Source organism: Lysobacter sp. CA196 (genome assembly GCF_052078695.1).
In the GTDB taxonomy this organism is placed as follows: Bacteria; Pseudomonadota; Gammaproteobacteria; order Xanthomonadales; family Xanthomonadaceae; genus Lysobacter.
On the sequence record NZ_JBQJIN010000007.1, the window covers coordinates 1 to 14,826 of the forward strand.

10 protein-coding genes and 1 pseudogene are annotated in these 14,826 nt (G+C 66.3%); 6 read left to right on the plus strand and 5 right to left on the minus strand.

Going from position 1 to position 14,826, the window contains the following annotated elements; all coding sequences use genetic code 11:
- Positions 1-257, plus strand: a 257-nt coding sequence (locus tag ACTOWK_RS08555; RefSeq protein WP_441329757.1) for a transposase, incomplete at its 5' end; no start/stop codon positions are given.
- Between the two features lie 479 nt (positions 258-736).
- On the plus strand, positions 737-874 hold the full coding sequence (locus tag ACTOWK_RS08560; RefSeq protein WP_441329758.1) for a hypothetical protein: 138 nt from the start codon (positions 737-739) through the stop codon (positions 872-874).
- Between the two features lie 799 nt (positions 875-1,673).
- On the opposite strand, the gene ACTOWK_RS08565 is transcribed toward ACTOWK_RS08560, so the two are convergent.
- The 4 genes from ACTOWK_RS08565 to ACTOWK_RS08580 all read right to left on the minus strand — a co-directional run bounded on the left by ACTOWK_RS08565 (position 1,674) and on the right by ACTOWK_RS08580 (position 6,173).
- Positions 1,674-2,402: a L,D-transpeptidase family protein gene (locus ACTOWK_RS08565; protein WP_441329759.1), complete on the minus strand. Its 729-nt coding sequence runs from the start codon at positions 2,400-2,402 to the stop codon at positions 1,674-1,676.
- Between the two features lie 158 nt (positions 2,403-2,560).
- Positions 2,561-3,409 (minus strand): MurR/RpiR family transcriptional regulator, encoded by an 849-nt coding sequence (locus ACTOWK_RS08570; RefSeq protein WP_223620724.1) that lies wholly within the window; start codon positions 3,407-3,409, stop codon positions 2,561-2,563.
- A 52-nt stretch (positions 3,410-3,461) separates the two neighbouring features.
- Entirely contained in the window at positions 3,462-4,559 is a 1,098-nt protein-coding gene (locus ACTOWK_RS08575; RefSeq protein WP_031373019.1) for a dipeptide epimerase, read from the minus strand.
- Positions 4,560-4,709: 150 nt separating this feature from the next.
- Positions 4,710-6,173, minus strand: a complete 1,464-nt coding sequence (locus tag ACTOWK_RS08580; RefSeq protein WP_441329760.1) for a C40 family peptidase — start codon at positions 6,171-6,173, stop codon at positions 4,710-4,712.
- Positions 6,174-6,402: 229 nt separating this feature from the next.
- Here ACTOWK_RS08580 and ACTOWK_RS08585 point away from each other — a divergent pair, with 229 nt between their 5' ends.
- Genes ACTOWK_RS08585 through ACTOWK_RS08600 form a run of 4 tightly spaced genes read left to right on the plus strand, consistent with a single transcriptional unit; the run spans position 6,403 to position 13,347 of the window.
- Positions 6,403-7,917 carry a transglutaminase-like domain-containing protein gene (locus tag ACTOWK_RS08585; RefSeq protein WP_441329761.1) on the plus strand — a complete coding sequence of 505 codons (1,515 nt, stop codon included), beginning with the start codon at positions 6,403-6,405 and terminating at the stop codon, positions 7,915-7,917.
- A gap of 42 nt (positions 7,918-7,959) precedes the next feature.
- Positions 7,960-10,929, plus strand: coding sequence for a TonB-dependent receptor (locus tag ACTOWK_RS08590; protein WP_441329762.1), 2,970 nt, complete (start codon positions 7,960-7,962; stop codon positions 10,927-10,929).
- A 59-nt stretch (positions 10,930-10,988) separates the two neighbouring features.
- The gene (locus ACTOWK_RS08595; protein ID WP_441329763.1) at positions 10,989-12,626 is read left to right on the plus strand and encodes a serine hydrolase; all 1,638 of its coding nucleotides are present in this window, start codon (positions 10,989-10,991) and stop codon (positions 12,624-12,626) included.
- Between the two features lies 1 nt (position 12,627).
- A complete protein-coding gene (locus tag ACTOWK_RS08600; protein ID WP_441329764.1) occupies positions 12,628-13,347 on the plus strand; it encodes a M15 family metallopeptidase in 720 nt (239 codons plus the stop codon).
- Between the two features lie 319 nt (positions 13,348-13,666).
- Here ACTOWK_RS08600 and ACTOWK_RS08605 read toward each other — a convergent pair.
- Positions 13,667-14,776: pseudogene (locus tag ACTOWK_RS08605) on the minus strand (serine hydrolase domain-containing protein).
- Positions 14,777-14,826 lie beyond the last annotated feature (50 nt).

Sequence of the window (14,826 nt, forward strand, 5' to 3'; positions counted from 1 at the left end):
CAGGCAGTCCTTGGCAGCGCGGGATTTGCGAGAACACCAACGGTCTGCTCCGGCAGTACTTTCCGAAGGGCACCGATCTATCGGGTTACACGCAACGGCAATTGGATCGAATCGCTCACGAATTCAACACCCGGCCGCGAGCGTCGCTGGGCTATCAGTTCCCCGCCGTGGTGTTCTTGCGCGAACTGGGCATGCCGGAGTTAGCAGCGAAAGTTCGTCAGAGTGTCTTCGATTCGTTTGCTGCACTTAGACGTTGACAGTGCAAACCAAAGAAAAGGCCTTCCTTGACAGAGCTCCCGTGCGAGTTCGCTGCGCGCGCCGGGATTTTCCGATAAGACATCCCCGTCTTATCGGAAAACGTCGCACGTCCTGTGCGCCGCCCTATGGGTCTACGGTTGCATCGCGAGTTCGGTGCTGCGCCAAGCTTTCACAGCAACAGGAACAGCAACGGCACCGCTTTGGGGTAGGAGCGGCGCGAGCCGCGACCGCGCTGTGTCCGGCTGCGGCGTTTCCGGCCGCAAGGCGATGATGCAACATCAAGAGCAAAAAGCTTCCGTCCGCTGACGCGGCCGGGTTACTTTCTTTTGCTGGCCCAAAAGAAAGCTAACCAAAGAAAAGGCCTTCCTTGACGAAGCTCCCCTGCGAGTTCGAAGCGTGCGCCGGGATTTTTCGATAGGACATCCTTGTCCTATCGAAAAACGGCGCACGTCCTGTGCGCCGCCCTCCGGGTCTACGGTTGCATCGGGAATTCGGCACTGCGCCAAGCTTTCACGGCAACGGCAACGGCAACGGCAACGGCAACGGCAACCGCAACCGCAACCGCAACCGCAACCGCAACCGCAGCGGCACCGGCACCGGCATCGCTTTGGGGTAGGAGCGGCGCAAGCCGCGACCGCGGCATTGCGATAACGACGTGGCGATCTGGAGGCTGCGTGGTCGCGACTTGCGTCGCTCCTACAGGGGAGAGGACGTCGCCTGTTGATTCAGACGCAGCCTTTGTAGACGCGACCGTGCACCCGGGCCGGCTTGGTCGTGGGGTGGATGTTGGTTTATTGCGTGGCAGATTGCTTTGCCTTTGCCTTTGCCTTTGCCTTTGCCTCTGCCTCTGCCTCTGCCATGGCTGTGCGCCGTCTCGCACTAGCGAAGGCAAACGAAGACCCGGAGGGCGGCGCGCAGGGATGCGCGTCGTTTTTCATCGGGACAGGGATGTCCCGTATGAAAAATCACCGCGGATGCATCGCTCGTGCGGGCTTGTGATTCAAAGGAAGCAACTTCTTTGGTTTACCTTTCTTTTGTTGCTTTAGACAAAAGAAAGTAACCCGCCGCTTTAGTGGCGGAAGCTTTTAGCGTTTGATCCTGATCCTGATCCTGATCCTGATCTTGCTAGGTCGATCCGAAGCGAGACCGCAACGACGATGTCGCGGCTTGCGCCGCTCCTACCCTGACGGGCTGCGGTCGGTATCGGCGCGAGATCGATGCGGCGCGGTCGCGGCTTGCGCCGCTCCTACCCCCGCGACGGTGCGCTCCTCCAATCGATGACGCGGGCGCTGCAGATTCCGCGCGTCCCGCGGTCGCGACTCACGTCGCTCCTACAGGGCAGGCGGCACCGCTGCCTTACTCAGACGCTGCCTTTGTAGCCGCGACCGCGCAGTGACGATGCGGCGGCGTTGCGCTCAATGCCCCGCAGGCTCCGGCAGCCCCCACGCGCGCCAATGCCGTGCGTACTGCGCCTGTGGCAACAAGACGAACACCGGCTGGGCGTTGGGCCTCAGCCACGCCAGCAGGCGATTCATCTCGCCGTCGTCCATCGCGGTGCAGCCGGCGGTGGCTTCGCCGGGGGCTTTCCACAGGTGGGCGAAGATGCAGCTGCCCGCGTCGGCGACGCCGTTGGGGTTGTGTTCGATCACGAAGCCCTGGCGATAGCGTTGGTCGCCGCCGGCATGCAGGTCGCGGCGCATCGGCTCGGTGGAGCCGGCGACCGCGGCCTCGCCGACGGTCTTGGCATCGACGATGCGGTTGTACAAGGGCGAGCCGCTGACGTCGATGCAGTAATCCGACGCGGTCATCGCGCTGTAGGGCAGGGCGGTCGCGACGCGGTCGGCGTAACCGAAGGCGGTGCCGATGCGGAACAGGCCGGCAGGGGCGCGGCCGTCGCCTTCGCGCTTGACCGGGCCGTCCTGCTGCGCGGGATGCAGGCCGAGGCCCCAAGCCGAACCGGCGCGGCCGATCGTCACCTCGGCCGCGTCGCCGATCGAGCGCCAATGGTCGCCGACGCGCTCGAAGCGCTGCAGCCGACCCTGATCGGCGTCCCAGTCGGTCGTGGTCACGACCACCAATTGCCCGGCCTGATTGGTTTCGCCGCCGTAGCGGTCGGTGCCGGTCGTGGCGCAGCCGGCCAGCATCAGGGCCAGTCCCGCCGCGATGAGGCCGGCGCACCAGCGCCGCCCCGAAGCGGACTCGAGCCTGGCCCCGGGCCTGGCTGGAGAGGCGGAATCGCGCCCGGACGAGGGCAAACGGAAGGACCGGAGCATGGGGATTCCTCGCGGCGCATCGTGCGGCATCAGGTGTCGAGCATGTCCTGGATGCGTTCGGCGTTGCTGTCGAGCTGGCTGAGCCGGCCCTGGCCGCGTTCGCACAGCAGGATGAAAATCAGGTCGAGCAAGTGCTGCAGCGCCGACTGGTACAACAGCGGCTCGACGTGGGCGCGCTCGTCGTGGGCCGAGACCAGCAGGGAGAAGTCGGCATGGGCGCGCAATGGGTTGGGGGTGTGGCGGGTCACCGAGACCACCTTGCCGCCGGCTTCGCCGAAGGTCCGCGCGAGGTGGCACAGCGCGGTCTGCTTGCCGAGCTCGGAGAACACCAGCAGCAGGTCGCTCTGGTTCGCGGTGGCGGTGCTCGCGGTCATCAGCACCGGGTCGAAATGGTGGACGCTGAGGATGCCGATCATCGCCAGCTTCATCGCCAGGGCGCGGGCCGGGATGCCGTCCTCGCCCAGGCCGATGATGAAGACCCGGCGCGCGTCCTGGATGAGCTCGGCGATGGCGTCGATGCGCTCGGCCGGGTTGATCAGCCGGGTTTCCTCCTCGGCGCGGGCCTTGCCGTGCCACAGGCGCTCGGCCAAGGCCGCATGCGGGTCGGCGTGGACCGATTCGACCGCGTGGGCGTCGTCGTGGCCGTGGCCGCGCGCGACCGCCTCGCCGATCGAGTACTTCAGGTCCGGATAGCCCTTGAAGCCGAGCTTCTGGCTGAACTTGACCACGCTGGACTGGCTGATGCCGAGCGCGTTGGCGAGCTGCTGCGAGGAATAGTCGCGCAGCAGGTGCGCGTTCTCGAGCAGGTAATCGGCGATCCGGCGTTCGATCGCCGACATCTGGTCGCGTTCGGAGCGGATCTTGAGCAAGGGCGACATCGGCGGGTCCAGTCCTGTACGGCTAATCCTGTGGCGAAACCGGAGCCGCGGCTCAGACGTCGAGCGGTTCCAGGCCGCGGATCTCGCGGATGCCCAGGCCCGGCGCGTCGGTCACCGTGATCTCCGATTCGTTGAAGATAACTCCCCCGTCGACCGGATTGAATGCGCACAGCGAGGGACCGTCCAGATCCACCTTGGTGATCACATTGGACTTGGCCACCGCCAGGTGGACCGCGGCGGCGACGCTGATGCTGGTTTCGATCATGCAGCCGATCATGCATTCGACCCCGTACATGGCGGCGATGTCGGCGATCTGGATGGCCTTGGACAGGCCGCCGGTCTTCATCAGCTTGATGTTGATGATGTCGGCCGCGCGCATCCGGATCAGGTCGATGACCTCGGCCGGGCCGAACACGCTCTCGTCGGCCATGATCGGGGTGTGGACCCGATCTGTGACGTACTTCATGCCGTCGAGGTCCTGCGCTTTGACCGGCTGCTCGACCAGTTCCAGGCGCACCCCGGCGTCTTCCAGGGTCTGCAGGGCATAGACCGCCTGCTTGGCGGTCCAGCCCTGGTTGGCGTCCAGGCGCAGCAGGGCGCGGCCCTCGACTGCGGCATAGATCGCCTTGACCCGCTCGATGTCGACGCCGATGTCCTTGCCGACCTTGATCTTCAGCGACTCGAAGCCGCGGTCGACCGCGGCGATCGAGTCGGCGACCATCTTCTCGATGTAGTCGACGCTGATGGTGATGTCGGTGGTGATGACCGGGTCGCCGCCGCCGAGCATCTTGTACAGCGGGGCGCCGTAAAGCTGGCCCCACAGGTCGTAGACCGCGATCTCGACCGCGGCCTTGGCGCTGGAATTCTTCTCCAGCGCGCCCTGGATCAGGCCGGTGATGCGGTTGAGGTTGGCGATCTCCTCGCCGATCAGGCGCGGCGAGATGAACTTGCGGATCGCCTCGACGATCGAGCCGTGGGTGTCGCCGGTGATCACCGCCGTCGCCGGCGCTTCGCCGTAGCCGATGTGGCCGGTGTCGGTGTGGACGGTGACGACGATGTCCTCGACCACGTCGACCGTGCGCAGCGCGGTCTTGAACGGGGTCTTGAGCGGTACCCGCAGCATGCCGAATCGGATGTCGGTGATCTTCATGTGGTCGGTAGGGTCTTGGTTCGTTCGGCGTGTTCGGTGGTTGGGAGGGTGGCGGCGCTCGGCGACGCTACTTCGGAGGGTATCGACGGCGATGTGAAGTCAGCGCCCCCTGCTTGGAGAGGGATCGCTCTCCGGCGCGGATGGCCCCGCTCATGGACGTATACGTTGAATGCTGGTGATCCGGTCCACGGTCGGCTGCTCGCGGTTGAACAGCAGCGGCACCAGCGGGGTCACCGAGACGCCGTTGAGGTGCACGCGCGCCAGTTCGCCGGTGCGGTCGCGGAAGGTGATGCCGGTGGTGTCGTGGATCACGTAGGGCCAGCCGTCCTCGTGGCCGACCACCATCATCACGTGGCCGGGGATGTAGATCAGGTCGCCGACTTCCAGGGTCTTGAGGATCTTCAGGCGATCGTCGTGGCTGACGTCGTCGGCCAGCTCGATGCGGTTGTAGGCCGGGCTGACCGCCTGGTCGCGAGTATTGCGCGGCAGCTGCACGCCGAAGCTGCGGTAGATCTCGGAAACGAAGCCGCTGCAGTCGCGGGTGTTGTAGGAGTGACCCCAGCCGTAGCGTTCGCCGAGGAACTTGAAGCCCTGGCGGACCAAGTTAGCCTGCGTCAGCGGCAGATAGTCCGCGGAAACATCCGAGGTGCGCGGCAGCAAGGCCGGGGAAAACTGCAAACGCCCCGCGCCGTCGCGATACGGCAACTCGATCACATGCGAAGCGTAGTGGTGTTGGCCGTTGACCGGGCGCTCGGCCGGCCAGTCGGCGAGCAGCGGCGCGCGCACGCCCATCTCCAATTGCAGGTCGGACACGCCGGGTTGTTCGGGGGCATGCACGGTGCGTGCGGTCGCGCCGGTCACCACCAGATAGGGCGCCTTGCGGGTGTAGGCGAAGATCGGCTTGGCCTCGCCCTCGGCGATGCGGTCTTTCTCGACCCAGGCCGCGTACAGCTCGCTGACCACGAACCAGTACTGGCCGTCGAGACTCTCGTGCGCGATCGCCACCGGCGTGCCCGGGAACAGCGCGCTCTCCTGGTAGCGGTCGATGTCGGTGTCGCCGCGCGAGGTGAACACGCGCAGCCGGGTCGGGAAGGTGCGCAGGTCGGCGCGGCGCACGACCATGCCGTAGCGCGTGACCTGTTGCGCCGGGATCGCGTCCAGCGCCAGGGCGTCGCCGAGTAGCTGCAAAGTGAGCGCGGGTACTTCCTCGCCGCGCTCGTCGTACAGGGTTTCCTCGCGTGCCTGCGACAGCGCCGCGATCCATTCATGCACCTGCGCACGTCGCAGTTTTGCCGGCAGATGTTCGATATCGTGCACCGACGGGTCGAGCCGATGCAGGCGCTGGTTCTGCGCGGCGATCGCTTTGCGGTCGAGTATCGTCGTGTCGGGCTGGGTCTGCTGGCGTATCCAGTAGTCCGCGTTCAATTGCCCCTCCTCGATGCCGATCACGCCGGTCTCTATCGAGCCCGTTCCGGTTATGCCGGTCGCCGGCGTGCGCGGCGTCTCGCGTGCGAGCGCCGGCGTCGCGCCCAGTTGCGTGGCGGCCAGCCATGCCGCGAGCAACAACGCGGTGCGGCCGTGGGAATGCTGCGGGTGGCGAATGTCGTCAGGCATCGCTTCAAGCTCCGGGCGCGCTGGGCCGATCCCGCGCGCCGTCACAGGCCCGATGCCGGTCGTCCGGCACCCACCCGGCTTCGACGAACGCGCGACGTCGGGTCGGTCCGCAGAATACATACTTCCTACAAAAAATAGATAGAGAATAATTTATTGACCGGGTCCGCCCTTCATGTTACACAGCCATGAATCGATGGCCCCCGCGTGGGTGACACCAGGTATGGATCCCGTGACTGACCTGCTGTTTATCGCTCCCCGCGCGAGGGCCATCGTCTTCTTCGCTGGGAGTTGGCGGGCGGCCGTGCTGGCCGCGGCGCTGGCCGTGGCCGCGCCGGCCTGGGCCGACGGCGCGGCCACGGACGATGCCGGCGAGCGCCTTGCGGCCATCGTCGCCTTGGTCGACACCGGCCATTTCGAGGGCGCCCGCGCCCGCATCGACGAGGCCCTGGCCCGCCCCGGGTTGACCGCGCCGCAGCGCCAGGCGCTGGCGTTCGAGCGCGAACGCATGCGCCGCATCCGTCTGGATTTCACCCTCGACGAAGCCCGGGCCCAGGCCAAGCTGCGCGAACAGATCCCCGACCTGCATGCCGACGAGTTCGCCGCCTGGGACCGCGCCGGCCTGCTCGAGTACATCATCATCGACGGCGACAAACGCTACTTCCAACGCGCGCCGTCGAACCTGTTCCGGCTCAGCGAGCAGGCGCTGGCGCGCCGCAAGCCCGGCGCCAAGCCGCTGAGCCATGGGCCGATGGAAGTGCTCAACGCCCATCACGCCGAAGTACGCGATGCCGCGCTCAAGAGCGGGCTGGCCCATGCCGCGCCGCGGCGCGTGCGCGTGACCCAGTCGCTGACCGTCGAAGTCGATGCGGTGCCGGCCGGCAAGACGGTGCGCGCCTGGCTGCCGTACCCGCGTGCCCTGCCGCGGCAGCAGGAAGGCATCCGTTATCTCGCCAGTGCCCCGGCCCGCCATCGCATCGCGCCGGAGTCGGCGCTGCAGCGCACGATCTATCTGGAACAAACCGCGCAGGCCGGCCAGCCGACCAAGTTCCAGGTGCAGTACGAGTTGACCGTGTACGGCCAGTACCGCGCGATCGACCCGGACAAGGTGGTGCCGGCGCCGCTGGACGAACACACCCGGCCGTATCTGGGCGAACGCGCGCCGCATATGGTCTACACCGACGCGCTGCGCAAGTTCTCGCGCGAGGTGGTGGGCGACGAAACCAATCCTTACCGCATCGCCAAGAAACTCTATGCCGCGGTCGACCGCATTCCCTGGGCCGGCGCGCGCGAGTACTCGACGATCTCCAACATCAGCGACTACGCCCTGCACGCCGGCCATGCCGACTGCGGCCAGCAGACCTTGCTGCTGATGACCCTGCTGCGCCTCAACGGCATCCCGGCGCGCTGGCAGTCGGGCTGGGTCTACGGCGACGACGGCTACACCAACATGCACGACTGGGCCTGGATGTATCTGGCGCCCTACGGCTGGATGCCGGTCGATGTCACGACCGGCCGTTTCGATTCGTCCGATGCGCAGCTCGCCGACTTCTATTTCGGCGGCTTCGATGCCTACCGCATCGCGTACAACGACGACTACGGCCGCGACTTCGTCCCGGCCAAGACGCACGAACGCTCCGAAACCGTGGATTCGCAACGGGGCGAGGTCGAGTGGGAAGGGGGAAATCTCTACTTCGACCAATGGGATTACGACTACGAGACACAAGTGCTGCCCGCCAAGGCTTGAGCAGGCGGAGCGGCGTCCATCATTCTGGGGAGGAAGTGCGGTATGAACGGCAAGACCTTGCGTAAGTCCGGGCTGTGCATGGCGATGGGGATCTGCCTTGCTTCGATGGCGCTGCAGCCGGCGCTGGCGGCCAACACCGACGGCTCGCTCGCCGGCCGGGTGACCGCCGGCGCCGAGGTCACGGTGCGCAGCACCGAGACCGGTTTCACCCGCACCGTGAAGGCCGACGAGAGCGGCAACTACCGCTTCCCGTTCCTGCCGATCGGCACCTATCAGCTGCAGGCCAGCAAGGACGGCGCCGCGGTCGGCCAGCCGATCGAGGTGGTGGTGAGTCTGGGCAACGAGGCCAACATCAACCTCGGCGATGCGACCAATCTCGGTGCCGTGCAGGTAATCGGCTCGCGGGTGATCTCGCCGGTCGACGTGCGTTCGACCGAGTCGGCGACCAACGTCACCAAGGCCGAACTCGAACGCGTGCCGGTCGGCCGCGACGCGCAGTCGGTGGCCTTGCTCGCGCCCGGCGTGATCCAGGGCCAGTACGGCGGTGCCTCGTTCGGCGGCTCGTCGGTGTCGGAGAACGCGGTCTACATCAACGGCCTGAACGTCACCGACTTCTACAAGCGGGTGGGCTTCTCCTCGGTGCCGTTCGGCTTCTTCAAGGAGTTCCAGGTCAAGACCGGCGGCTACTCGGTCGAGTACGGCCGCACCACCGGCGGCGTGATCAATGCGGTGACCCAGTCGGGCACCAACGAGTTCCGCTACGGCGCCGAGCTGGTGTGGGAACCGGCTTCGCTGCAGTCCAAGGGCAAGAACCACTACGACGCCGACGGTAATCCGTTCCGCATCGCCAGCAAGGACCAGTACGACCGCACCAACCTCAACGTCCACGCCTCCGGTCCGATCGTCAAGGACAAGCTGTTCTTCTACGCGATGTACGAGTTCCGCGACTATCAGCCGGAAAGCACCAACGACGCCGGCAGCACCTTCTTCAAGGGCAAGTCCGACAAGGGCTTCTGGGGCGCCAAGCTGGATTGGCAGATCAGCGACAAGCATCTGCTCGAATTCCTGGCCTTCTCGGACAAGAACGAGACCACCACCGACAACTATCAGTACGACTTCGACGCCGGCCAGCGCGGCAACCGCTCCAACACCCAGTTCAACGAGGCCGGCGGCACCAACTGGGCGCTGACCTACACCGGCTACCTCACCGAGAACTTCTCGATGAAGGCGCTGTATGGCGAGAACAAGCGCGACCGCATCCAGAGCAGCCTCAACGACATCGCCTGCGATGCGGTGCAGGACCGCCGCGTCGCCGGCCTGCCGCAGATCGGCTGCGTGTCGTCGGCGCAGATCGAGGTCGGCCTGGACAAGCGCGAAGCCGCGCGCCTGGACTTCGAGTGGCAGCTCGGCAACCACTTGCTGCGCTTCGGCCTGGACCGCGAGGTCAACACCTCCGAGAACGAGAGCTTCTACCCGGGGCCGTCGCGCAAGTTCTTCCAGATCTACCCGACCCGTCCGGGCACCACCTTGGAGAACGGCGGCGTCGTGCCGGCCGGCGTGACCGCCTACGTGCGCGCGCGCCAGCAGGAAGTGCGCGGCAACTTCGAGTCGATCAACTCGGCCTACTACCTCGAAGACAACTGGCAGATCACCCCGGACTTCATGCTCAATGCCGGTGTGCGCATCGAGGGCTTCGACAACAAGAACGGCGAAGGCAACACCTACATCAAGATCGACGACATGGTCGCGCCGCGCCTGGGCTTCTCCTGGGACTTCAAGGGCGACGGCCGCTCCAAGGTGTTCGGCAACGTCGGCCGCTACTTCCTGCCGATCGTCAATCAGATCAACGTCAAGCAGGCTGGCGCCTTCCTCGACGAGCGCACCTTCTACGTGTTCAACGGCCTGGAGCCGTTCCAGTACAACGGCTCGACCTATTACCGCCCGATTCTGGGCGCGCAGATCGGCGCGGTCGACAACAGCCAGGGCGACGGCACCGTCGGCGACCTGCGCAGCGAGGTCGACGCCGACATCGACCCGGTCTACCAGGACGAGGCCATCCTCGGCTTCCAGTCGATGATCGACGACACTTGGTCGTGGGGCGTGCGCGGCATCTACCGTCGCCTGCACAACGCCATCGACGACATGGAAATCACCTCCAACGGCATCCTGTGCGGCGGCGAACCCGGCAGCATCGGCTACGTCATGGCCAACCCGGGCAAGGACGTCACCCTCTACACCGACACCAACTGCGACGGCACCAACGACGGTTTCGTCACCATCGACACCTCGCGCGCCGGCTGGGCTTTGTACGACGATGACGGCAACTACGTCGGCGAGCGCGGCTGGGTCAAGCCCAAGCGCAGCTACCGCGCGCTGGAGTTCATGCTCGACCGCGCCTGGGACGACAAGTGGGCCTTCAATGCGTCCTATACCTGGTCCAAGAGCGAGGGTAACGCCGAAGGCCCGTCTAACTCGGACTTCGGTTTCGACAACACCGGCCGCACCGAGTCCTTCGACGACCCGTTCGTGAACTTGAACGGCAACGGCCCCCTGCCGAACGACCGCCGCCACCAGATCAAGCTGCGCGGCGCCTACGCCTTCGACGACCACTGGTCGGTGGGCGCGACCTTGAACGCGCAGTCGGGCCGGCCGATCAACGCCTTCGGCAAGGGCAATCCGTTCGACGACACCAGCTACCACAGCTTCTACGTGTGCGTGTCCAACTGCACCGCCGACGCTTCGCAGCGCGTGTACGAGCTGCGTCGCCGCGGTTCGGGCGGGCACCTGCCGTGGACCTTCGACATCGGTGCCAGCCTGACTTATCAGCGCTCGATCGGCGAAGCCGATCTGCGGGTCAAGCTGGCGGTCTACAACCTGCTCAACAACCAGCGCAAGCTCGAAGTCGACGACGAGTTCGAGACCGGCATCGGCGTGCCGAACGAGTTCTACCGTTACGGCACCGGCTACCAGAGCCCGCGCTACGCCCAGCTGACCGTGTCCGTGGATTTCTGATGGTGTACCCGTTGGCGGCCCCGGGATGGGGCCGCCGTTCTTTCCCGCAGGGCCGCCCGATGCGACACAGACCCCGTTGGCCGGCCCTGATTTTTATTCTGGCGATCGTCGCGGTGCCCCTGGCGGGCGCGGCGGCGGGTCGTGCCGGCACGCCGGACGCCGATGACGCGAACCGGCGAGCGCTCGACCGTATCTTCGACGACGCCATGGCGCGCTACCGCCTGCCTGGGCTCGCGATCGGCGTGGTCGAAGACGGCGCCGTGACCTATCAGCGCACCGCAGGCGAGTTGGTGGCCGGCGAGGGCGCGGCGATCACGCCCGACAGCCTGTTCAAGATCGCTTCGAACACCAAGTCGATGACCACCGCCTTGCTGGCGCGCCTGGTCGATGCCGGCAAGCTGCGCTGGGACGACCCGGTGACCCGGCATCTGCCGGGTTTCCGCATGCACGAGGATTGGGTCACGCGCGAGATGCAGGTGCGCGACCTGCTGATCCACAACAGCGGCCTGCGCGCCGGTGCCGGCGACCTGATGCTGTGGCCGGAGCCGAACACGTTCACCCGTGCCGACATCCTGCACGGCCTGCACTATCTCAAACCGGTGCACAGCTTCCGCTCGCGTTACGACTACGACAACCTGCTCTACATCGTCGCCGGCGAAGTGGCCGCCGCGGCGGGCGGCGCGCCGTACGAGACCTTGCTGCGCCGCGAAGTATTCGTGCCGCTGGGGCTGTCGCGTTGTCAGATCGGCGATTGGAGCCGCGATGCGCTCGGCGATGTTGCACAACCGCATGTGCAGCGCGATGGCCGCAATGTCGTGGTGCGCCGTGACGGTGCGCAGATCGCGGCGACGACGATGGACCCGGCCGGCGGCGTGCGCTGCAGTCTGCGCGACATGACCGCCTTGATCGGTGCCTGGCTCGATCCGCAACGCGCGGGCGCCGACGGCAAACCCTGGCTGTCGCCGCAGCAGCGCGAGGAACTGTGGCGACCGCAGATGGCGATGACCGTCTCGAAGCGGCAACGCGAATGGAGCCGCACACATTTCGCTGCCTACGGTTACGGTTGGCGGCTCAGCGATGCCGACGGCCTGCTCAAGGTCTCGCACACCGGTACCCTGATGGGCATGTACTCGCTGGTGACCTTGTTGCCCGAGCGTCGCAGCGGCTTCGTCGTGTTGATCAACGGCGACGCTGGACAGGCGCGCAGCGTGCTCGACCAGGTCCTGAGCGAGCGCTACACCGCGCCGGCCCGGGCCCGCTCGGTCGGTTATTACGCCGATGCGCTCGAGCACGAAACGCAGGAGCGCGAAGCGCAGGCGCCGACAGCGATGCGCGCGCCGGATACCTCGAAGCGCACGGCGATCCGCCCGTCGATGCTGCGCGATCGCCTGGGCGTCTATCGCGACCCGTGGTTCGGCGAGGCCGTGGTTTGCGCACGCGGCGACGGAGTCGAGTTCGCCGCGCGCAAGTCGCCCTTGCTCAAGGGTAAGATCATGAGCGTCGGCGAGCGCCTGCTGGTCGATTGGGCCGCAGACGAAATCGACGCCGAGGCTTGGCTCGACTTCCAGACTTCGGCCGACGGCGCCGTTACCCTGACACTGGCGAAGGTCGATCCCGATGCGGATTTCAGCTACGACTACGAAGACCTGGCGTTCGTGCGCGTCGGCGACTGCCCCAGGGTTGAGAGCCGCCCTTGAGTTGAGCCTCGTCCTGGCGCTGAGCGCCTGCGTCGCTACGCCTGCGCTAGCGCCGGTGCCGACGAAGCCGCACAGCGTCGCACCCGAGGTTTCGCCGGCGACCGATGCCGCCGCCGGGGGCATGGTCGAGATCCGATCTTTGGTCTGGGACATCTCCCTGGACATCCGCTACGCCGGCCGCGACAACTTCGTCGGCCGCCCAGTGAAGGGATACGAGGCCGCCGGTTGCTATCTGCACGAGCGCGTCGCCCAGGCCTTGGCCCGGGTCGAACGCAGCCTGCGGCCGCAGGGCTTGATGCTGCAGATATACGACTGCTACCGGCCGGTGCGCGCGGTCCGGGACTTCGTCGCCTGGGCCGGCGACCTCGCCGATCAGCGCGGCAAGCCGCAGTACTACCCGAACCTCGACAAACGTGAGTTGCTCGGCGACTACATCTCGCCGACCTCCGGCCACAGTCGCGGCGCCACCGTCGACCTGAGCCTGCTGGAACTGCGCGAAGACCGCTTCGAGCCGATGGACATGGGCACGCCTTTCGACTTCTTCGACGAAACCGCGCATACCGCCTCGCCGAACGTCGGTGCCCGGCAGCGCTCCAATCGCGAACTGCTGCGCTCGGCGATGCGTCGCGAAGGTTTCGAGAACTATCCGCTGGAGTGGTGGCACTACACCTACAAGCCGGAGCCTACGCCGCAGACGGCGTTCGATTTTCCGGTGAGGTGAGGGGCTGAGCTCCTCTTTCCTCTCGCGTTTACGGCGACCGTAGGCAGTGCAGGGCTGAGAGGGCTAGGGCGAGGGCCTTCGGTTCTCGGCGTTGCGCTTCGACCTAGGCATTCGCAACGCCTGTTTCCCCTCACCCCAACTGTTTCCCCTCACCCCAACCTCTCTCCCGCAAGCGGGAGAGGGGCTAAGAGCGGGCGGCTTTAGTCCTCTCTCCCGCAAGCGAGAAAGGGGCTAAGAGCGCATGGCTTTCGGTTCCCTCTCCCGCTTGCGGGAGAGGGTCAGGGTGAGGGCATCGCGCAAGCCTCCGCCGACGATGGCCTCAGCGATCCGACTGCGCGCCCACCGGCAAATACAGCTCCGCAATCCGCAATGCGAGGCGATACGGCTCGGGGTCGTTGCGATTGCTCAACAGCACGACGGTCAGCCGTCGCTGCGGATAGCGCACGATGACGTTGCGAAAGCCGATGCTCTCGCCGGAATGCCACAGGGTCTCGTCGGTGATGCGCCAGCCGTAGCCATAGGCGACATCCGCCAAGTCGGTGGAGGTATGCGGACTGAAGGCCAAGCGCCGCGACGCGTCGCTGAGCAAGCGGTCGTCGTACAGGGCTGCGTCCCAGCGGGTCAGGTCGTCGATCGAGGAATAGATGCCGCCGTCGCCGAGCACGGCGCTGGTCGGGCTCTGGTCGGTGCGGGTCCAGCGGTCCTGCTCGAAGCTATAGCCATAGGCGCGGTGTGCGACCTCGGACACGCCGCGTTCGTAGGCGACGGTATCGCGCATGCCGAGTGGCAGGAAGATGCGTTCGCGCGGGAAACCGGCGAAGCTCTGGCCCGAGGCTTTCTCGACCGTCAGCGCGAGCAGGGCGTAGCCGCTGTTGCTGTAGCGATAGGCTTGGCCGGGGACGAAGTGGGTGCGGTCCTAGCCTTCGAGGACGCGCAGAACGTCGCGGTCGTGCATCTGCCGGTCGCGGTCGTCGTACTGCGGCGGCATGACGTCTTCGTAGTCGATCAGGCCCGAGTTGTGGCTGAGGATCTGGCGGATCGTGATGGCATCGGCGGCCTTGGGCAGCGACGGCAGCCAACGCTTGATCGGGTCGTCGAGGCCGAGCTTGCCGTCCTCGGCCAGCAGCAATACCGCCGCGGCGGTGAACTGCTTGCTGATCGAGGCCAGGCGGTAATTGGTTTGTGGGGTTGCCGCGGTGCCGGTCTCGACCACCGCCCGGCCGTAGCCCCGGCGCAACACCGGCTGGCCGTCGCGCAGCACCAGCAAAGAGGCGCCAGGGCCGGTGCCGGCGTAGTCGCGCATCCAAGTGTCGATACGTTCGGACCGGGCCAAGTCGGCGCTCGGGGGCTCGGCAGTGGAAGACGCCGGCGTGCCGGCGCAGCCGGCGATCAGGGCGGTCAGCCCCAGGGTCAGGGTGAGCGTTCGCATCGGCCGATACTGCGATAGGGCGCGCGCGGCGGGAAGTGTCTTGGTCATGT

Bases quoted from the DNA above. Each gene is read 5' to 3' on its own strand.
- ACTOWK_RS08575 (WP_031373019.1), bottom strand. From the start codon at position 4,559: ATGAAGATCACCGACATCCGATTCGGCATGCTGCGGGTACCGCTCAAG.
- ACTOWK_RS08590 (WP_441329762.1), top strand. From the start codon at position 7,960: ATGAACGGCAAGACCTTGCGTAAGTCCGGGCTGTGCATGGCGATGGGG.
- ACTOWK_RS08580 (WP_441329760.1), bottom strand. From the start codon at position 6,173: ATGCCTGACGACATTCGCCACCCGCAGCATTCCCACGGCCGCACCGCG.
- ACTOWK_RS08570 (WP_223620724.1), bottom strand. From the start codon at position 3,409: ATGTCGCCCTTGCTCAAGATCCGCTCCGAACGCGACCAGATGTCGGCG.
- ACTOWK_RS08595 (WP_441329763.1), top strand. From the start codon at position 10,989: ATGCGACACAGACCCCGTTGGCCGGCCCTGATTTTTATTCTGGCGATC.
- ACTOWK_RS08565 (WP_441329759.1), bottom strand. From the start codon at position 2,402: ATGCTGGCCGGCTGCGCCACGACCGGCACCGACCGCTACGGCGGCGAA.